Origin of the sequence: Georhizobium sp. MAB10 (assembly GCF_045012825.1) — a bacterium.
Lineage (GTDB): Bacteria > Pseudomonadota > Alphaproteobacteria > Rhizobiales > Rhizobiaceae > Georhizobium > Georhizobium profundi.
On sequence record NZ_CP118314.1, the window covers coordinates 1,666,011 to 1,684,891 of the forward strand.

The window sequence follows — 18,881 nt, forward strand, 5'->3', positions numbered from 1 at the left end:
ACCTAGCTCTGATCTGGAGAATTTCGCGCGCGAGCGAGGCATCATTCCGCCGCCGCTGGAACCGATGCCTCGGTCATCCGTCAGTGCCTTAATTTGGGATCACTCGTTTTTCGGTATTGGATTATATTTTTATTTTTCTAATCGTGACCAAATTAACGGTGTGCTGAACTCCATCGCCTAATAGTTCCAGTTTCTGGCTTTCGAGATCAGGAAGTCGCGAAATGCCTTCAGCTTTGCGGCGTTCTTTATTTCTTCCGGATAGCAGAAATAGGTGTCGAAGGAGGGGGCGTCAGCGGTCGTCTCCAGCTGCACGAGGCCGGAATCGCGGCCGACCATGTAGTCGGGCAACATGGCGATGCCGATGCCCATCTGCACCGCCCGCTTCACGGAAGTGAGATTGTTGATCTGCAGGTGCGGCACGCGGGGATTGTCGGCGGTTCGACCGGCGACCTCGAGCGAGTTGAGGCCGAGGAGATAGCCTGGTGCCGGCTCACCGAAGGTGATGATGCGGTGGCCATCGAGATCCTGCGGCGATTTCGGCTCGCCGAAGCGGTTGATGTAGTTGGGCGACGCGTAGACATGCAGGTGCACGGTGAAAAGCTTGCGCTGGATGAGGTCCGGCTGTTGCGGCTGGCGCAGGCGGATCGCGCAATCGGCGTGGCGCATGTTCACGTCCAGCTCCTCATTGTCGAGGATCAGCTGGAGCTGCATTTCCGGGTAGAGTTCGAGGAACTCCTGAACCTTTTCGGTCAGCCAGCCCTGGCCGAGGCCGACCGTCGTCGTCACCCGCAGCTTGCCGCTCGGCTTGTTACTGGTCTCGGTCAGACGGGCGCGGACCGTCTCCAGCTTGAGCAGCACGTCATGCGCCGTGTGGTAGAGCATCTCGCCCTGTTCGGTGAGGATCAGGCCGCGGGCGTGGCGGTGGAAGAGCTTGGTGCCGACTTCGTGCTCCAGCGCGCTGACCTGGCGGCTGATCGCGGACTGCGACAGATGCAGGGCGTCTGCCGCGTGGGTAAACGAACCCGCCTCGGCGGCTGCGTGAAAAATGCGCAGCTTGTCCCAGTCCAAAGGAGCTACCATGTGATCAGACCATCCCCTCAGGTCGTCTTGTTTATTCGGCGGCTTCCGCGATGTGGACGTAGCCGGCAAGATATCGTTCCACTTCGAGCGCTGCCATGCAGCCCATGCCCGCTGCGGTGACCGCCTGCCGGTAAACGTCGTCGGTCACGTCGCCGGCGGCGAAGATGCCCGGCACGTCGGTTGCCGTCGAATCCGGCGCGCTCCAGAGATAGCCGTTCGGCTTCATCTTGAGCTTGTCCTTGAACAGATCGACCGCCGGCGCATGGCCAATCGCGACGAAGACGCCATCGACGGCGAGGTCCTTGATCTCGCCCGTCTGCGTATCCTTGAGCCGCACACCCGTCACGGAAGGTGGCATCGGCGGCTTGGCCGGCGTTCCGGTGATCTCGTCGATCACGGCGTTCCAGACCACATTGACGTTGTCCTTGGCGAAGAGGCGGTCCTGAAGGATGCGTTCCGCACGAAGGCCCTCGCGCCGATGAATGAGCGTCACGGACTTCGCGAGATTGGAGAGGTAGAGCGCTTCTTCGACCGCGGTGTTGCCACCACCGACGACCGCGACATCCTTGCCGCGATAGAAGAAGCCGTCGCAGGTGGCGCAGGCGGAGACGCCGAAGCCCATGAAGGTCTGCTCGCTCTCGATGCCGAGCCATTTGGCCTTGGCGCCGGTGGCGATGATCAGGGCATCGGCGGTGAAGACCTGCCCACCATCCGTGCGCACGCGGAAGGGGCGGCGGTCAGTCTCGACCTCGACGACGAGGTCGTTGACGATTTCCGCGCCCACATTGATCGCCTGGTTGAGCATCTGCTCCATCATCCAGGGACCCTGAACGGGATCGGCATAGCCCGGATAATTTTCCACATCCGTGGTGATCATCAACTGGCCGCCCTGTTCCATGCCGGCGATGATAATCGGCTTCAGCATGGCGCGGGCTGCGTAGATGGCGGCGGTGTATCCCGCGGGGCCGGAGCCGATGATCAGGACCGGCGTATGACGCTCGCTCATGTCGGTAATGTCCTATTGGTCTTTGGCGACAGTCCATATCACCACTGTCGCTAATCTACGAATGGGGACGCCGCCGTTTCAAGGCGTACCCACGACTTTCTCACAAGAGGTATCTCGCATTTGCGGCGATTGTGCTACTTGGAGACACAAGAATCGCCCCGCAATAAAATTGCGTGAAACGGCGAAATGAACGCAATCTTATTGCCAGAGGCATCAGGAATGGTATTTCGCGCAGATCTCGACGCGATCGATATGAAAATCCTCCGCGAATTGCAGCGCGAAGGCCGGATCACCAATGTCGAACTGTCCGAACGCGTCGGGATCTCCGCTCCGCCCTGCCTGCGCCGGGTGCGGAAACTGGAAGAAGCAGGCATCATCCGCGGCTACCGCGCGCTGATCAATGCACAGGCGCTCGGCTACGACTTGGTGGCCTTCACCATGGTCGGGTTGATCCATCAGTCGGACGGCAATCTGAAGGAATTCGCCGCAATGACCACGACGTGGCCGATCGTGCGGGCCGCGTGGATGGTTTCGGGCGAAAGCGACTTTCTGCTGCATTGTGTCGCAAAGGACCTGTCGAGCTTCCAGGATTTCGTCGTGGATACGCTGACGGCGGCACCGAACGTGGACACCGTTCGCACGATGCTGACCATTCGCCAGATCAAGGACGAAGGCGAAGTTGCCATCTGAGGTCTCGCGTCGAGCCTTTCGAGCATCGCAACCTCAATACACAAGGAGCGCAGCGGTTTCCCGCCACGCCCCTGAACTATCGTCGTGCAATGGGCTGGAGCCTGTGGCTCAGCCCCAGTTGATCGCGAGGATCTCGTAGGCCTTGGAGCCGCCGGGCGCGTTGACTTCGATCGAGTCGCCGACGCTCTTTCCGATGAGGGCGCGCGAGATCGGCGAGGAGATCGAGATCCGGCCATCCTTCACATCGGCTTCCTGGTCGCCGACGATCTGGTAGGTCTTTTCTTCTTCGGTATCCTCGTCGACGATCTTGACGGTCGCGCCGAACTTCACCGTATCGCCGGACATCTTCGTCAGGTCGATGACTTCAGCGCGTGCTAGCAGGTCTTCGAGCTCGGTGATCCGGCCCTCATTGTGGCTCTGCGCTTCCTTGGCGGCATGGTATTCCGCGTTTTCGGAGAGATCCCCATGGGCGCGAGCCTCGGAGATCGCCTCGATGATGCGCGGGCGCTCTTCCTGTTGGCGCATGCGCAGCTCTTCCTGCAGCTTCTTGAAGCCGGAAGGCGTCATGGGCACTTTGTCGACCATTGTCGTATCCCTTTCCGTAGCGTCCCGATTCAAAGCACCATCGCCCGGTCCGTGTTCCGGGCCGCTGAAAAGTGCTCAATCGGGCAAAAAAGAAAACGGTTCTCGAGCAGTGATCTCGGAACCGTTCTCGCTGTCCATCGCGAGTGATTATCAAATAATGCCGGCGAATTCACCTGAAAAGATGCGATCGCATGGATCGCACTCTTCTTAAATGCTGAAATAACTCTGCAAAGGCCGCACTTCAAGATTTCCGGCCTTCAGTGCCGCAATCGCTTTCGCCGCAGCGACCGATCCGGCCATGGTGGTGAAGTACGGCACCTTCTGCATCAGCGCTGCACGACGCAGCGATTTCGAATCAGACACGGCCTTGGCGCCATCGGTCGTGTTGATCACAAGCTGGATCTGACGGTTGCGGATCGCGTCTTCGACATGCGGCCGACCTTCGAGAACCTTGTTCACCCGCTCCACCGCGATGCCACGCTCCTTGAGGAAGCTCGCCGTGCCGCTCGTCGCGATCACGCGGAAGCCGACCGAGACCAGCGTTTCGATGGCGGGGAGAACACGTTCCTTGTCGTCGTCCCTGACCGAGACGAAGACTGCACCGTCTCGGGGCAGCTCCACCCCGGCTCCGAGCTGCGCCTTGGCGAAAGCCAGCGTGAAGTCACGGTCGAGGCCCATGACTTCACCGGTCGAGCGCATTTCCGGGCCGAGCAGCGTGTCCACGCCCGGGAAGCGGGCGAAGGGGAAGACGGCTTCCTTGACGGCGATATGGTCGAGCTTCTTCGGCTCGGCGGAGGCGCCGTAGGCAGCAAGCGCTTCCGACAGCGTTTCGCCGGCCATGATGCGCGCGGCGATCTTGGCGATCGGCGCGCCGATGGTCTTGGCGACGAAGGGCACCGTGCGCGAGGCGCACGGATTGACCTCGAGCACGTAGATCGTGCCGTCCTTGACCGCATACTGGACGTTCATCAGGCCGCCGACATGCAGCGCCTTGGCAAGGGCCTCTGTCTGCTTCTTCAGTTCGGCGACGATGTCGTCGGACAGGGAGTAAACGGGGAGCGAGCAGGCGCTGTCGCCGGAGTGGATGCCGGCTTCCTCGATGTGCTCCATGATGCCGCAGACATAGACGTTGGTGCCATCGCACAGGCAGTCGACGTCCACTTCGATGGCATTGGTCAGATAGCTGTCGAAGAGCAGCGGGTTCCTGCCAAGCAGCGTGTTGATCTGGCCCGTCTTGTCGTTCGGATAGCGCGCCTTGATATCTTCCGGCACCAACTCCGGCACCGTGCCGAGCAGGTAGTTAGAGAGCGTCGTCTCGTCCCGAATGATCTGCATGGCGCGGCCGCCGAGCACGTAGGATGGGCGAACGACGAGCGGGAAGCCGATCTCCGCCGCGACGATGCGTGCCTGCTCGACGGAATAGGCGATGCCGTTCTTAGGCTGGGCGAGGTCCAGCTTGACCAGTAGCTTCTGGAAGCGATCGCGGTCTTCGGCAAGGTCGATCATGTCCGGCGCGGTGCCGAGGATCGGGATGCCGGCTTTCTCAAGAGCTTCTGCAAGCTTCAGCGGCGTCTGGCCGCCGAACTGGACGATGACGCCGTGCAGCGTGCCCTTCGACTGCTCGATGCGCAGGATCTCCAGCACGTCCTCAGCCGTCAGCGGCTCGAAATAGAGCCGGTCGGACGTGTCGTAGTCGGTCGAGACCGTCTCCGGGTTGCAGTTGACCATGATGGCTTCATAGCCCGCATCGGCGAGCGCGAAGGCTGCGTGGCAGCAGCAATAGTCGAACTCAATGCCCTGGCCGATGCGGTTCGGCCCGCCGCCGAGGATCACGACCTTCTTGCGATCCGAGACGAAGGCTTCCGAGCGCAATTCGCCTGCAAAGGGTGTCTCGTAGGTCGAGTACATGTAGGCGGTCGGCGAAGCGAATTCGGCCGCGCAGGTGTCGATGCGCTTGAAGACCGGATGCACGTCGAGCGCTGTGCGCAGCTTGGCGACATCCTTTTCGCTCTGGCCGGTCAAGCCCGCAAGGCGGGCATCGGAAAAGCCCATGCTCTTCAGCATGCGCAGGTTCTCTGCATCCTGCGGCAGGCCATGGGCGCGCACGCGCGCTTCCATGTCGACGATCGCCTTGAGCTGGGCAAGGAACCACGGATCGATCTTGCAACTCGCATAGATTTCGGCTTCGCTCATGCCGAGACGGAGCGCCTGCGCCACCATGCGCAGGCGATTGGGTGTCGGCGTGCCGAGCGCGGCCTTGATCGCGTTGCGGTCGTCGGATCTGTCGCCATCGATGCCGAGGCCCGGGATTTCGATCTCGTCGAGGCCGGTGAGGCCGGTTTCCAGGCCGCGTAGGGCCTTTTGCAGGCTTTCGGCGAAGGTACGGCCGATCGCCATGACTTCACCGACCGATTTCATCGCCGTGGTCAGCGTCGGTTCGGCGCCCGGGAACTTCTCGAACGCAAAGCGCGGGATCTTGGTGACGACGTAGTCGATCGACGGCTCAAAGGAGGCAGGTGTCGCGCCGCCGGTGATGTCGTTGTCCAGTTCGTCGAGTGTATAGCCGACGGCGAGCTTGGCTGCGATCTTGGCGATCGGGAAACCGGTCGCCTTGGAGGCAAGTGCGGACGAGCGTGACACACGCGGGTTCATCTCGATGACGACCAGGCGGCCATTGTCCGGGTTGACGGCGAACTGCACGTTCGAGCCACCGGTCTCGACCCCGATCTCGCGCAGCACCGCGATCGAGGCGTTGCGCATGATCTGGTATTCCTTGTCCGTCAGCGTGAGTGCCGGCGCGACCGTTATGGAATCGCCCGTGTGCACGCCCATAGGGTCGATGTTCTCGATGGAGCAGACGATGATGCAATTGTCGGCGTGATCGCGCACGACCTCCATCTCGTACTCTTTCCAGCCGAGCACGCTTTCCTCGATCAGCACTTCGGTGGTCGGGGAGGCATCGAGGCCGGAGGAGATGATGTCGAAGAATTCGGTGCGGTTGTAAGCAATACCACCGCCGGTTCCGCCCATGGTGAAGGACGGACGGATGATGGCCGGCAGGCCGATTGTGTCGAGGGCTTGCGCTGCGATCGCCATGGCGTGGCTCATGTAACGCTGCTTGCGGTCGCTCTCGCCGAGGTTCCACTGCGTCTCGAGATCGTCGAGCGCCTTGTCGAGCGCATCGCCCGAATGGTCGGCGCGAATCTTCGCCTTCAGCGCTTCGTGGGCCTTGCGGTCTTCTTCCTTGATGGCGGTGGCGTTGGCGAGCAGCGAGCGGGGCGTTTCGAGGCCGATCTTTGCCATCGCCTCGCGGAACAGCGCGCGGTCTTCGGCCTTGTCGATCGCCTCGGGCTTGGCGCCGATCATCTCGACATTGTGGCGCTCCAGCGTGCCCATGCGCTTCAGCGACAGGGCCGTGTTCAGTGCGGTCTGGCCGCCCATCGTGGGCAGCAGCGCATCGGGCCGCTCCTTGGCGATGATCTTGGCGACGACTTCTGGCGTGATCGGCTCGATATAGGTGGCATCCGCAAGCTCCGGATCGGTCATGATCGTCGCCGGGTTGGAGTTGACCAGGATGACCCGGTAACCTTCCTCTTTCAGAGCTTTGACAGCTTGGGTGCCGGAATAATCGAACTCGCAGGCCTGGCCGATGATGATGGGGCCGGCGCCGATGATCAGGATCGATTGGATATCGGTTCTTTTCGGCATGGGTCATCCATCTGTCAGGTCGGCACCGGGTATGGCATGGCCAAGATTGGCTCATGCGGCACCCGCGCTCGTCTATCGATTTTGAGGCTAGGCCGGCCTTATAGGGTAAAGGTTCTGAGAGGAAAACCCTGCACGCGCACGTTCCGACGCTTTTTCAGGCAGGGGTCAAACCTGCGCTCATTCGCTCTCGTAAATCAGTTCGGATGCGTCATAGCGGGTGACGCCCTGGGAAATGGCATAGCAGGCCAGCGCGACGGCAACGGGGATTTCAACGGCCTTACCGTCCCGGTCGCCCTTCTCGTAGTATTGGATGACGCGCTTCTTCAGTCCGAGCGCGTCGGCGGCATCTTTCTGCTTGAGCCCGAGCGCCTTGCGCCAACGGCGGAAATCATCTGGCGTCATATCGTGTCGCTGCCCGTTTTCTGATGCCAACCCGTTTGCCAGCAATCCCGTTATGAACCCCGTAGTCCTAATGAACCGAATCGGCCCATACTTAAAAAGCATAAACTTAAATACATTGATTTGCTTGCCCGTTTATTCGGTCATCAGCTGACCATGCCTTCCATCGGCACAGCTTGGGCCGCACTGTTGCAGATGTTTGTGACAGATGTGTTCGACCGCCTTTGAAGTGGTGAGGGGAGGCTGGCCGAGGTCGGCGGATTCGATAAGATCGTCGGCCAGTGACGTCGTTCCGGAACCAAAATGACGGCGGGCACTTTCGGTGGATCGATGATCCTTTTCGCGGAGAGATGCGGATGCGTTGGCGGGGCAGGCGACAGAGTTCCAACATCGATGATCGGCGCGGACGATCGGGTGGCTTCGGCGGTGCAGGCCCACGGATGCGCATTCCCGGTGGCGTGATCCGCGGCGGTCGCGGTGGCGGCGGTATCGGGTCGATCTTCGTGCTCATCGTGCTCGGCATCATCCTGTGGGCGGTCGGCATCAATCCGATGATCCTGCTCGATGGCGGGAGCGGTACTTCTACGAGCATCGAGCAGCAGGCAGGGCCATCGACGCAGGGTCTTGCTCCCGGTCAGCGTGACGAAGCTTCGGAATTCATCGCCACGGTGCTTGCCGAAACGGAGGACACTTGGAACGGCATCATGGAAGCGGAAGGCGCGGATTATCCGGAGCCGACGCTGGTTCTGTTCGAAGGCGCGGTATCCTCGGCCTGCGGCCAGGCAAGTTCCGCCGTCGGGCCATTCTACTGCCCCAACGACCAGCAGCTTTACATCGATCTCGGCTTCTTTAATGAATTGGCAGAGCGGTTCGATGCGGCCGGCGACTTCGCGCAGGCTTACGTGGTTGCGCACGAGGTCGGGCATCACGTCCAGAACGTGATCGGCGTTCTGCCGCAGTTCAACCAGATGCGACAGCAGATGGGCGAAACGGAAGCCAATGCGCTTTCGGTTCGTGTCGAACTGCAGGCCGACTGCTTCGCCGGCATTTGGGGACACTACACCGCTGAACGCGGGTTGCTCGAAGCGGGCGACCTCGAGGAAGCGCTGAATGCCGCGACGCAGATCGGTGACGACACCCTTCAGCGGCGCACGCAGGGCTACGTGGTGCCGGACAGCTTCAATCACGGCACATCGGCCCAGCGTCGCGAGTGGTTTCAGCGTGGCTTCGAAAGCGGCCGGCTGGAGGACTGCGACACGTTCAATGGTCCAGTCTAGGCCTTGGGCATCTGAAGAAGCGTTATGAAATGGGAAAGCAATTCCTCAACATGACGACACCTGAATAATCCTAGGGTCTGAATTCACTGAAATTTTAGTGCTTTCTGGTGATGTGAAACATCATTCTGGGGAGTGCTTTGATGCTTCGTCGTTTCGCAACCAATCGGTCCGGCAATTTTGCGATCATGTTCGGTCTGGCGATGGTTCCGATCGTCGGAGCCGTGGCGCTTGCGGTCGACTACACGGCTGCGTCCCGTCAGCGGAGCGAATTGCACAATGCCGCCGATGCCGCGGCGCTCGCCCTTGCCCGCCGCGGGGACGAGCTCAGCCAGCTGGAGGCCGAGCAGCTCGCGGATGAATTCATCCAGGCGCATTTCGCCGGTTCCTACTCCGATCTTACGGTCGTCAAGACCGACGATACCTGGTCGGTTGCCGTGGCGGCGTCGTCCGCGACGCGGTTTGCCAAGATCTTCGGGGCCGATGCATCGAGCGTATCGGTCGAGTCGGCCGCTACATTCGCGCTGAACACTTACGAGATCGGGCTTGTTCTCGATACGACCGGATCAATGCGCGGCGAAAAGCTCGAGCAGCTGAAATCCGCTGCAACGCAGCTCGTCGATACGATGGCCGAAAGCGCGGTCGATCCCGACATGGTGAAGATGGCGCTCGTGCCATTCTCGTCCTTCGTCAATGTCGGCCCCCAGTTCGGACCGCAATTCGACGCCGACGGCAAGGTGACGCGCGAGGCTGCGCCGTGGCTCGACATGCGCGGCAAGAACCCCATCCCGCAGGTGGAGCTTGCGCACAATCTCAGCCGGTTTCAGATGTTTCATCATCTGGGCCAAGAGTGGGAAGGCTGCATCGAGACACGTCCGCCGCACAAGGACATGGCTTATGATGTGACCGATGCGCCTGCGACCTCCAAGGACCGGCGCTCGCTTTTCGTGCCGGCTTTCTCGATCGACGAACCGGATGACAGAAGCCGCACGGGACGTCCTCTCTACCCCAACAGTTACCTGGAGGACGACGGCACCACGCTGCGCGATCCCAAGCGCAAGCGCCTGCGCGAAAAGTATCACGTCGAGTTGCAGGGATCCGGTGACCCAGATCTGATCGGAGGGCTCCTCGACACGGTGACGGATGTGCTTTTCGAAGAGCCGCCGGCAGTCGACGATTCAAGAGCCGTATTCTGGAGCGGCGAGAACTGGTCGAAGGGGCCGAACCTCGACTGCCAGGCCCAGCCCATCCTGCCGCTGACCAGCGACTACGATCTCATCAAGGAGCGCATCGACGGTCTGGTCGCCGAGGGCGCCACCAACATGCTCGAGGGTGTCACCTGGGGTTGGCGGGTGCTGTCTCCGGGCGAGCCCTTCGCCGAGGGCCGCGCCAAGAGTGTGGCCAACAACGAGAAGATCATGATCTTCCTGACTGACGGGGCCAACACCTGGAACCAGCTCAGCAACAGCCTGGGCTCTATGTATTCCAGCTTCGGCTACGCGGTGGACGAGCGCCTTGTCAGTGCCGGATCGGGTGCGGTGATGGTCTCGAATGCTATGGATACCAAGACGCTCGCAGGCTGCACGAACGCCAAGGCCGACGGCATCACCATCTATGTGATCCGGCTGGAACTGCAGGACAAATCGACCGGAACGCTGCTGTCACAATGCGCGACGTCGGAGGCGCATTATTTCGACGTGCCCGATGCGGCAACGCTTGACGAAACCTTCGGGAAGATCGCCGACAGCATCCGCCGGGTCCGGATCAGTTCCTGATCGACTGGAAAGAGGATACCGGCCGATCAGGCCGGTTCCGCGGCCTTCTTGGCCTGATGGGCTTCGACCATGTCCATGAACCGACGGAACAGATAGTGGCTGTCCTGCGGGCCGGGCGAGGCCTCGGGATGATGCTGGACCGAGAAGATCGGCTTGCCTTTGACCGCCAGTCCGCAATTGGTGCCGTCGAACAGCGAGATGTGCGTTTCTTCAACGCCCGCGGGCAACGACTGCGTGTCGACCGCAAAGCCGTGGTTCATCGAGACGATCTCGACCTTGCCGGTGGTGAAGTCCTTCACCGGGTGGTTCGCGCCGTGATGGCCCTGATGCATCTTCACGGTCTTGCCGCCAAGCGCGAGCGCCAGCATCTGGTGTCCGAGACAGATGCCGAAAATGGGGATGTTGCTTTCCATGAGCTTGCGGATCGTGGGCACCGCGTAAGCTCCCGTGGCGGCAGGGTCGCCGGGGCCGTTCGACAGGAAGATGCCGTCCGGCGCCATGGCCAGGATATCCTCGGCCTCCGTAGCGGCCGGTACGAGCGTGATGCGTGCACCGAGGCCGGTGAGGAGGCGCAGGATGTTGCGCTTCACGCCGTAATCGATGGCGACGATGTGCGGACCCGTCGCGTCGTCGCCTACCGTTTCATAGCTCTTGTCCCATGCCCACGGCTTTTCGCTCCAGCGTGAGGACTGGCCGCTCGTGGCCTCCTTGGCGAGATCCAGATCAACGAGACCATGCCACTGCCTGGCCTTGTCTTTCAGCGCGTCGATGTCGAACTCGCCGCGGGGATCGTGGGCGATGACGGCGTTCGGCGCGCCATTCTCGCGGATCCATGCGGTCAAGGCGCGGGTGTCGATACCGGTCATGCCGACGATGCCGCGCGCTTTAAGCCAGGCATCGAGATGCTGGACGGAGCGGTAGTTGGAAGGGTCGGTCACGTCGGCCTTGAAGATCGCGCCGACGGCGCCGCGCCGCGCGGCGGGCGTCAGGTCTTCGATGTCCTCGTCATTCGCGCCGATATTGCCGATATGTGGGAAGGTAAAGGTAACGATCTGGCCGAGATAGGAAGGGTCGGTAAGGATTTCCTGGTATCCAGTCAGTGCGGTGTTGAAACACACCTCAGCCTCGACCGTGCCCGTCGCCCCGATACCGCGGCCCTTGATGACCGTGCCATCGGCCAGCACGAGAACCGCAGTCTGCGGTTGCGCGGTCCAGGGGGCGGGGCTTTGCGCGGGGGTAGCGGTCATGAATGCAGGTCCTTCTGTGTCCCGGTCGGCTCTTGAAGAAGCGCAGCGTCAGTGCCATCTGATGCTGCTGGTGGCCGAAGCCGCGTTCCGGCCCCAGTCATCGTTGATGACAGGTAGGAGACGCGGCACTATGTGGATGCTGTGGCCGGAAAATAGAGATTGCGTCGCGGATCGTCAATGATGCGCTCGCACCTATCGGCAGACGAAAAACTCTTATCAATACAGGTTCTTAGTTCCGTCGCCTTTGCCCAAGTGGCATTGCGCGCTAAGGTTAAGTGTTCAATTCCAGGAGTTCAGGGCGATGCGCGACAGGTTCGCACAGTCGTTGAAAGATGCATTGAAGGCGCGCGATAGCCGCAAGGTTTCCACCTTGCGCTTGATCCAGGCTGCCATAAAGGACCGCGACATCGCCAATCGCGGATCGGGCAAGGACCATGTGAGTGATGACGACATCACCCAGATCCTCGCCAAGATGATCAAGCAGCGCGAGGAATCGGCCAGGATCTACGACGAGGCGTCGCGCTTCGAACTGGCCGAGCAGGAGCGCGAGGAAATTGCGATCATCAAGGAGTTTCTGCCCGCGCAGCTGTCCGAGGCCGAGGTGGAGAAGGCGTGCGCCAAGGTCGTCGAGGAAACCGGCGCTCACGGCTTGCGTGATATGGGCAAGTGCATGAACGCTCTGAAGGAGCGTTATCCAGGCCAGATGGACTTCGCCAAGGCTTCCAATAAGGTCAAAGGCCTGCTTCGCTAATCACGAAGCCGCACTGTCGATCAACTGGACGTGCGCTTGGCGAGATCAGCAGGCGCTGAGAATTCTTGAAAGCCCGGTTCTCCGGGCTTTTTTCTTGACTGCCGATCACAATCACTGCGGCTCACCTTCCGCTCAAGTCCATGTGACGCGACCGGATCAAGCGCCGGGACTATATATTTGTCATCTGATTGTAAGCGCGGCGGTGGTCGCGGCGCTGCAGGTAATCGAGGCGCGGAAAGCCGGCAATACCGCCGTTTTTATCTTCGCCATTGATCGTAAAAGGGATGACTGTCATGAAAATTCTTCTTGTTTCTGCGATCGCTCTTGCTGCCCTCTCGCAGGCTTCATTTGCCCAAAGCACACACAGCCGCGTCATGTCCTTCGAAGGACCGGTTCTGGAAAGCCCGCTCGGCGGCAGTTCCACCGGTATCGACCGCTTCGCGACCGGCAGTGTCTCGAACGATGCCCGCTCAGACGGCCGCTCGAATTCCTTCGTCATGTCGACGAACGGCCCGGCTTATCTCGACAAGTAAGGCAATCCAGGCTGATCACCGTTCAAGCCGGTCCGGCACAACGCCGGGCCGGCTTGAACGTCTAAAACTATTGCGGCGTGGCGCCAGTCGGGCCATGGTCAAGCGGGGACGCTAAGTGTAGGTCACGCGCTCCCGACAGCTGGATGAACCATGCGCTTTTCACCCGCCTTTCTCGATGAGATCCGCGAACGCGTCCCTATCTCGGACGTCATTGGCAAGCGCGTTTCCTGGGACAAGCGCAAGACGAACACCGGTCGTGGCGACTGGTGGGCCTGCTGCCCGTTCCATGGCGAGAAGTCGCCGAGCTTCCACTGCGAGGATCGCAAGGGCCGCTATCACTGCTTCGGGTGCGGCGTGTCGGGCGATCATTTCCGCTTTCTCTCCGAACTGGAGGGACTGTCCTTTCCAGAGGCCGTCGAACGGGTCGCGGATATGGCCGGCATCGCCATGCCGATTGCCGACCCGCAAGCGGAACGCCGGGAGCGCGAGCGCGCGAGCCTGCTCGACGTCATGGAGATGGCGGTCGCTTGGTTTCAGGATCGGCTGCAAAGCTCCGACGGCGCGAAGGCGCGGGCTTATCTGCGTGATCGCGGGCTGACCGGGCGCTCGCTGGAGACCTTCGGGCTTGGTTATGCGCCACCCTCGCGCAATGGGCTGAAGGAGCATCTCGCCTCCAAAGGGATCGAGTTGCAGCAGATGGAAGCATGCGGGCTTCTGGTGCACGGCCCCGACATTCCGGTGTCCTACGACCGCTTTCGCGACCGCATCATGTTCCCGATCCTGTCCGCGCGGGAAAAGCCGATTGCCTTCGGCGGTCGTGCTATGGCGGCGGACGCGCCGGCGAAATACCTGAACTCCAACGAGACGGAGCTCTTCCACAAGGGCCGCGTGCTCTACAATTTCACACGCGCCCGGCGCGCGGCGCAGCAGGCCGGTTCCAGCGGTCAGATCGTTGCCGTCGAAGGCTATATGGACGTGATCGCGCTGCATCAGGCCGGGTTCAAACAGGCGGTCGCGCCGCTCGGGACAGCGCTGACGGAAGATCAGCTGGAGCTTCTGTGGCGGATCGCGCCGACACCAGTTCTCTGCTTCGACGGCGATGGGGCGGGACAGCGCGCGGCTTTTCGTGCGGTCGATCTCGCGCTGAAGGGGTTGAAGCCCGGTCGGTCCGTCCAGTTTGCGATGCTGCCCGAGGGCAAGGATCCGGATGATCTCGTGCGTCGCGAGGGAAGGGCGCCTTTCGACGCGGTGCTTGCTGCGGCACGACCGCTGGCCGACATGGTCTGGCTGCGCGAACTTGGCGGCGGGTCCTACGATACGCCGGAGCGGCGCGCGGAACTGGAGGCCAGGCTGAAGGCGGTGACGGCGGCGATCCCCGACGACAGCGTGCGCTATCATTACGCCCAGGACATGCGTGAACGAATGCTCGGCCATTTCCGTGCGGCACCCCAAGGGGTGGGCCAGCAGCGCGGTGGCCAGCCGGGTCGTCGATCGGGCGGCGGGCGAGGGCAGAATGCGGGCGGGTTCGGGACGACGCCGGCGCGCCTGACACCATCGGATCGGCTGACGCGCTCTGCGCTGGTGCGCGGCGTCTCGGATGTGCCGGCCCTCCGGGAAAGCGCGCTCGCTCTGACTGTCGTCAATCATCCCAGCCTGATCATCGAGGAGTTCGACGAAATCACCAGCGTCGAATTCGACAATGTCGATCTAGATCGGCTGTGGAAGGCGATCCTCGGCGCTTCGACAGACAGCGCCCGCATCGACCGCGAACGCATGCTTGCGCATCTGGAGGCGCAAGGGTTTTCGCCGCTCGTTGCCACGCTGGAACGCCAGATCCGGAACGCGCGCCTTTGGGTGGCGACGCAGGAGGCTGCCCTTGAAGATGCGCGAGAAGGTTTTTTCCAGGCGCTCTCGCTCAACAAGCGCGCCCGTGTGTTGAAGTGGCAGAAGCAGGAACTCGAGCGCGACATCGCGGAGGCAACCGAGGCCAGCGACGAAGAACTGATCTCGACCTTGTTGCTCAATCTCGAACAGGTTCAGATGGAAATCACCCGGTTTGAGAATCAGCACGCCATCATCGACGGGTTCGGAGTGCTGTCGGGGCGGTCCAAGGCCGTCGCCCGCGTCTGATGAGTTTCGCTCCTCTATCGGGAACATCCAGCCGGGCAGACGGTTAAAGCGTCGCCTCAGCCCTTGCGAAATGGGAGTCGACACCTAAATCTAGTGCTGACTGTACAGCCGCTCGCAAATTGGCAGGCGCGCCACTGGCTATCGTTATTCTCGTTGCGGCGTCTGGCCGGAGTGGAAATCGGGCGAAACGGCCCTTTTTTCAGTGTGAGCCTTGACGACGACCGAATTTGTGGGAATCACCATTGCCTATGGCATTAACCCAAAATCTTACGGTGTTCGGGAGACCCGATTTTCCCGGAGCGGTTGTTGCGACGTCAACGGGATCGCATTTTTTTGCCCCAGTGACGTTACCTTATCAGATTGTGAACCAAAAACTTGCAGATAGCCGCGAGCGCAGCCGGCGCGCCGCAGCCGATTTGGCTTCGGAATGTGCGCCTCGCTCCATCGGCGTCGAAGGAAAGTGATCAGACCATATGGCCACAAAAGTTAAGGAAAACGAGGAAGCCGAAGTCGAACGCGAGGGTTCCGGCGATGGTCCGCTTCTCGATCTTTCCGATGACGCCGTCAAGAAGATGATCAAGGCCGCCAAGAAGCGCGGCTATGTCACTATGGACGAGCTCAACGCCGTCCTGCCTTCCGAAGAAGTTACGTCCGAGCAAATCGAAGACACCATGTCCATGCTTTCAGACATGGGCATCAATGTGGTCGAGGACGAGGAAGAGCAGGAAGAGAAGCCGGACGATAGCGCCGACGAAGAGAGCGATGGCAACGAGATTGCCACGAGCAGCGGCACCGCGCTCGCCACGGCCAAGAAGAAAGAGCCGACCGACCGTACCGATGATCCGGTGCGCATGTATCTGCGCGAGATGGGCTCGGTCGAGCTTCTGTCGCGCGAAGGCGAAATCGCGATTGCCAAGCGCATCGAGGCTGGCCGCGAGACGATGATCGCAGGGCTTTGCGAAAGCCCGCTCACGTTCCAGGCCATCATCATCTGGCGCGACCAGTTGAACGAAGGTTCGACGCTCCTGCGCGAGATCATCGATCTCGAAACCACCTATTCCGGTCCGGAGGCGAAGGCTGCTCCGCAGTTCCAGAGCGCCGAGAAGATCGAGGCGGACCGTAAGGCTGCCGAGGAAAAGGAAAAGGTGCGCCGCGAGCGTGCTGCGAGCGACGACGTCACCAATGTCGGTGGCGAGGGCCTTCCTGGCGAAGAGGAAGAGGATGACGAAGACGAGTCGAACCTCTCGCTCGCCGCGATGGAAGCCGAGCTGCGCCCGCAGGTCATGGCAACTTTCGATCTCATTGCCGAGACCTACAAGAAGCTGCGCAAGCTGCAGGACCAGCAGGTGGAAGCGCGCCTCGCCGCTTCGGCCACGCTGTCGCCCAGCCAGGAGCGCAGCTACAAGAAGCTGAAGGAAGAGCTGATCACGGCTGTGAAGTCGCTGGCGCTCAACCAGAACCGCATCGACAGCCTCGTCGAGCAGCTCTACGACATCAACAAGCGCCTCATGCAGAATGAAGGCCGCTTGCTGCGTCTGGCCGAGAGCTATGGCGTCAAGCGCGAGTCCTTCCTTGAGGAATATCGCGGCGCCGAGCTCGACCCGAACTGGATGAAGTCGATCGCCAACCTTTCGGCCAAGGGCTGGAAGGAGTTCGCCAAGAGCGAGAATGGCGCGATCAAGGATCTCCGCGGCGAAATCCAGAATCTCGCCACCGAGACCGGTATTTCGATCACCGAGTTCCGCCGCATCGTGAACATGGTGCAGAAGGGCGAGCGCGAAGCGCGCATCGCCAAGAAGGAGATGGTAGAAGCCAACCTCCGTCTCGTGATCTCGATCGCCAAGAAGTACACGAACCGCGGCCTGCAGTTCCTGGATCTCATCCAGGAAGGCAATATCGGCCTGATGAAGGCCGTGGACAAGTTCGAGTACCGCCGCGGTTACAAGTTCTCCACCTACGCCACGTGGTGGATCCGGCAGGCGATCACCCGCTCGATCGCCGACCAGGCGCGCACGATCCGTATTCCGGTGCACATGATCGAGACGATCAACAAAATCGTCCGGACATCGCGCCAGATGCTGCACGAAATCGGCCGCGAACCGACCCCGGAAGAACTGGCTGAAAAGCTTGCGATGCCGCTCGAGAAGGTCCGCAAGGTCCTCAAGATCGCCAAGGAGCCGATCTCGCTCGAAACGCCGGTCGGCGACGAGGAAGATTCGCACCTCGGGGATTTCATCGAGGACAAGAATGCGATCCTGCCGATCGACGCTGCGATCCAGGCGAACTTGCGTGAAACCACCACGCGCGTTCTCGCCTCGCTGACGCCGCGCGAAGAGCGCGTGCTGCGCATGCGCTTCGGCATCGGCATGAACACCGATCACACGCTGGAAGAAGTTGGCCAGCAGTTCTCGGTGACGCGCGAACGCATTCGCCAGATCGAGGCGAAGGCACTGCGCAAGCTCAAGCATCCGAGCCGGTCGCGCAAGCTGCGCAGCTTCCTCGACAGCTGATACAACACCATTCTAATGTGAAAGGGACGTCCTCGGGCGTCCCTTTTTTTGTTCATCGCTCCGCCGGGCTGCCGGCGAGGCCTTCGATCAGGCCGTGCAAGGCGGCGCGGTGGTCGGCGATGGCATCGCCCATCTCGATGCCGAGCGCAGCTGCGTCGAAGGCAGCCGATAGCTGGGCTGTCAGGGCGCCAGCCGGAAGAGCGGGGAGCGCGCCTGATGCAATGGCCGCCTCAATGCCCTCGCGCAGCTGCTTGCGCGCGTGTCGTTCGTCGATTGCCCGCATTGCGGCTGGTCCCAGCACGGCGGGACCATCGAGAAGCAGCAGCCGCGTGCGGCCCGGTTCGGTCATGGCCGTGACGAAAGCTTCACCGCCCTTGATGAGAGCGCCGATGGCCGTGAGTTCGCCATCGCTGACCTCGTCGATAGAGCGTGCCACTGCCTCAGCCTCTGCCTCCACCACTGCCTGGAAGAGCGCTTTCTTGTCTTCGAAGTGGTGATAGAGCGCTCCGCGCGTCACTCCGGCCGCCGCGACGATGTCAGGTGTCGAGGTCTCCGTGTAGGATTTAGCCACGAAAAGAGCTCTGCCGGCTTCAAGTAAGGCCCGGCGCATCGCCTGGCTTCTGTCTTCATTGCTGATCCGCGGACGCTTCGCTTGCATGCATACAGCCTGTATGTTAATAACATGCAATCAGTATGTATGTTTTTATCTCTGAGGGGAAGACCATGCAGATCAACAGCTATTACCCCGTCATCATGACCGACCAAGTGGCCAAGACCGCCGCGTTCTATCAAACCCATTTCGGTTTCGAGCCGGCGTTCACGAGCGATTGGTACGTGCATCTGACGATGCCCGAGCAACCGGATATCAATCTCGCCGTCCTCGATCGCAATCATGACACCATCCCGCAGAGCGCGCGGGGCGGATCGGCATCGGGTCTGCTTCTGAACTTCGAAGTCGATGATGTCGATGCGGAGTGGGAGCGGCTTCAAGGAGCCGGCCTCCCCATGCTGCTCCCGCTCCGTGACGAAGCCTTCGGCCAGCGTCATTTCATCACGGCGGATCCGAATGGCGTCTTGATCGACGTCATCAAGCCTATCGCGCCAGCGGCGGAATTTACCGATGCCTACGCGCCCGGATCAGCCGCATCATGAAGCCTGAGTGTTAGCATTTGCTACAGCATCGTTACGGAAAA

16 protein-coding genes are annotated in these 18,881 nt (G+C 61.2%); 8 read left to right on the forward strand and 8 right to left on the reverse strand.

Translation table 11 applies throughout. The annotated features are described in order from the left end of the window. Positions 1-177: 177 nt before the first annotated feature. Together PU133_RS07650 and trxB are read right to left on the reverse strand one after the other, a co-directional pair. Positions 178-1,080: a LysR family transcriptional regulator gene (locus tag PU133_RS07650; protein ID WP_126009227.1), complete on the reverse strand. Its 903-nt coding sequence runs from the start codon at positions 1,078-1,080 to the stop codon at positions 178-180. 31 nt (positions 1,081-1,111) lie between these two features. Beyond that, on the reverse strand, positions 1,112-2,086 hold the full coding sequence (trxB, locus tag PU133_RS07655) for a thioredoxin-disulfide reductase (protein ID WP_404864151.1): 975 nt from the start codon (positions 2,084-2,086) through the stop codon (positions 1,112-1,114). A gap of 219 nt (positions 2,087-2,305) precedes the next feature. Between trxB and PU133_RS07660 the strand changes: the two genes are divergently transcribed. Further along, positions 2,306-2,776, forward strand: a complete 471-nt coding sequence (locus tag PU133_RS07660) for an Lrp/AsnC family transcriptional regulator (RefSeq protein WP_126009231.1) — start codon at positions 2,306-2,308, stop codon at positions 2,774-2,776. A 108-nt stretch (positions 2,777-2,884) separates the two neighbouring features. Here the strand turns inward: PU133_RS07660 and greA are convergent, their stop codons facing one another. The 3 genes from greA to PU133_RS07675 form a co-directional block, all read right to left on the reverse strand. After that, positions 2,885-3,361 (reverse strand): transcription elongation factor GreA, encoded by a 477-nt coding sequence (greA, locus tag PU133_RS07665; RefSeq protein ID WP_126009233.1) that lies wholly within the window; start codon positions 3,359-3,361, stop codon positions 2,885-2,887. 207 nt (positions 3,362-3,568) lie between these two features. After that, on the reverse strand, positions 3,569-7,069 hold the full coding sequence (gene carB, locus PU133_RS07670) for a carbamoyl-phosphate synthase large subunit (RefSeq protein WP_404864152.1): 3,501 nt from the start codon (positions 7,067-7,069) through the stop codon (positions 3,569-3,571). A gap of 177 nt (positions 7,070-7,246) precedes the next feature. Next, positions 7,247-7,471 carry a DNA-binding transcriptional regulator gene (locus PU133_RS07675; protein WP_126009237.1) on the reverse strand — a complete coding sequence of 75 codons (225 nt, stop codon included), beginning with the start codon at positions 7,469-7,471 and terminating at the stop codon, positions 7,247-7,249. 353 nt (positions 7,472-7,824) lie between these two features. Here PU133_RS07675 and PU133_RS07680 point away from each other — a divergent pair, with 353 nt between their 5' ends. Both PU133_RS07680 and PU133_RS07685 read left to right on the forward strand, forming a co-directional pair. Beyond that, positions 7,825-8,745, forward strand: coding sequence for a neutral zinc metallopeptidase (locus PU133_RS07680; protein WP_404864153.1), 921 nt, complete (start codon positions 7,825-7,827; stop codon positions 8,743-8,745). 140 nt (positions 8,746-8,885) lie between these two features. Beyond that, positions 8,886-10,517 carry a pilus assembly protein TadG-related protein gene (locus tag PU133_RS07685; protein WP_404864154.1) on the forward strand — a complete coding sequence of 544 codons (1,632 nt, stop codon included), beginning with the start codon at positions 8,886-8,888 and terminating at the stop codon, positions 10,515-10,517. A 26-nt stretch (positions 10,518-10,543) separates the two neighbouring features. Here the strand turns inward: PU133_RS07685 and carA are convergent, their stop codons facing one another. Continuing rightward, positions 10,544-11,764, reverse strand: coding sequence for a glutamine-hydrolyzing carbamoyl-phosphate synthase small subunit (carA, locus tag PU133_RS07690; RefSeq protein WP_404864155.1), 1,221 nt, complete (start codon positions 11,762-11,764; stop codon positions 10,544-10,546). 301 nt (positions 11,765-12,065) lie between these two features. Between carA and PU133_RS07695 the strand changes: the two genes are divergently transcribed. Then, entirely contained in the window at positions 12,066-12,515 is a 450-nt protein-coding gene (locus PU133_RS07695; RefSeq protein WP_126009244.1) for a GatB/YqeY domain-containing protein, read from the forward strand. Between the two features lie 169 nt (positions 12,516-12,684). On the opposite strand, the gene PU133_RS07700 is transcribed toward PU133_RS07695, so the two are convergent. Further along, on the reverse strand, positions 12,685-12,810 hold the full coding sequence (locus tag PU133_RS07700; protein ID WP_404864156.1) for a hypothetical protein: 126 nt from the start codon (positions 12,808-12,810) through the stop codon (positions 12,685-12,687). Here PU133_RS07700 and PU133_RS07705 point away from each other — a divergent pair. The 3 genes from PU133_RS07705 (at position 12,809) to rpoD (ending at position 17,688) form a co-directional block, all read left to right on the forward strand. Further along, entirely contained in the window at positions 12,809-13,048 is a 240-nt protein-coding gene (locus PU133_RS07705) for a hypothetical protein (protein ID WP_404864157.1), read from the forward strand. The genes PU133_RS07700 and PU133_RS07705 overlap by 2 nt on opposite strands. 150 nt (positions 13,049-13,198) lie before the next feature. Next, entirely contained in the window at positions 13,199-15,178 is a 1,980-nt protein-coding gene (dnaG, locus tag PU133_RS07710; RefSeq protein WP_404864158.1) for a DNA primase, read from the forward strand. 473 nt (positions 15,179-15,651) lie between these two features. Further along, positions 15,652-17,688: an RNA polymerase sigma factor RpoD gene (rpoD, locus tag PU133_RS07715; RefSeq protein WP_404864159.1), complete on the forward strand. Its 2,037-nt coding sequence runs from the start codon at positions 15,652-15,654 to the stop codon at positions 17,686-17,688. Between the two features lie 52 nt (positions 17,689-17,740). Here the strand turns inward: rpoD and PU133_RS07720 are convergent, their stop codons facing one another. Continuing rightward, on the reverse strand, positions 17,741-18,346 hold the full coding sequence (locus PU133_RS07720; protein WP_404864160.1) for a TetR/AcrR family transcriptional regulator: 606 nt from the start codon (positions 18,344-18,346) through the stop codon (positions 17,741-17,743). A 65-nt stretch (positions 18,347-18,411) separates the two neighbouring features. Here PU133_RS07720 and PU133_RS07725 point away from each other — a divergent pair, with 65 nt between their 5' ends. Continuing rightward, a complete protein-coding gene (locus PU133_RS07725; RefSeq protein ID WP_404864161.1) occupies positions 18,412-18,840 on the forward strand; it encodes a VOC family protein in 429 nt (142 codons plus the stop codon). Positions 18,841-18,881: the final 41 nt, after the last annotated feature.

Coding starts and splice junctions, on each gene's coding strand:
- PU133_RS07720 (WP_404864160.1), bottom strand. CDS start 18,346: ATGCAAGCGAAGCGTCCGCGGATCAGCAATGAAGACAGAAGCCAGGCG.
- PU133_RS07695 (WP_126009244.1), top strand. CDS start 12,066: ATGCGCGACAGGTTCGCACAGTCGTTGAAAGATGCATTGAAGGCGCGC.
- PU133_RS07705 (WP_404864157.1), top strand. CDS start 12,809: ATGAAAATTCTTCTTGTTTCTGCGATCGCTCTTGCTGCCCTCTCGCAG.
- PU133_RS07685 (WP_404864154.1), top strand. CDS start 8,886: ATGCTTCGTCGTTTCGCAACCAATCGGTCCGGCAATTTTGCGATCATG.
- carB (WP_404864152.1), bottom strand. CDS start 7,069: ATGCCGAAAAGAACCGATATCCAATCGATCCTGATCATCGGCGCCGGC.
- PU133_RS07650 (WP_126009227.1), bottom strand. CDS start 1,080: ATGGTAGCTCCTTTGGACTGGGACAAGCTGCGCATTTTTCACGCAGCC.
- PU133_RS07675 (WP_126009237.1), bottom strand. CDS start 7,471: ATGACGCCAGATGATTTCCGCCGTTGGCGCAAGGCGCTCGGGCTCAAG.
- PU133_RS07725 (WP_404864161.1), top strand. CDS start 18,412: ATGCAGATCAACAGCTATTACCCCGTCATCATGACCGACCAAGTGGCC.
- PU133_RS07660 (WP_126009231.1), top strand. CDS start 2,306: ATGGTATTTCGCGCAGATCTCGACGCGATCGATATGAAAATCCTCCGC.
- PU133_RS07680 (WP_404864153.1), top strand. CDS start 7,825: ATGCGTTGGCGGGGCAGGCGACAGAGTTCCAACATCGATGATCGGCGC.
- rpoD (WP_404864159.1), top strand. CDS start 15,652: ATGGCCACAAAAGTTAAGGAAAACGAGGAAGCCGAAGTCGAACGCGAG.
- trxB (WP_404864151.1), bottom strand. CDS start 2,086: ATGAGCGAGCGTCATACGCCGGTCCTGATCATCGGCTCCGGCCCCGCG.
- greA (WP_126009233.1), bottom strand. CDS start 3,361: ATGGTCGACAAAGTGCCCATGACGCCTTCCGGCTTCAAGAAGCTGCAG.
- carA (WP_404864155.1), bottom strand. CDS start 11,764: ATGACCGCTACCCCCGCGCAAAGCCCCGCCCCCTGGACCGCGCAACCG.
- dnaG (WP_404864158.1), top strand. CDS start 13,199: ATGCGCTTTTCACCCGCCTTTCTCGATGAGATCCGCGAACGCGTCCCT.
- PU133_RS07700 (WP_404864156.1), bottom strand. CDS start 12,810: ATGACAGTCATCCCTTTTACGATCAATGGCGAAGATAAAAACGGCGGT.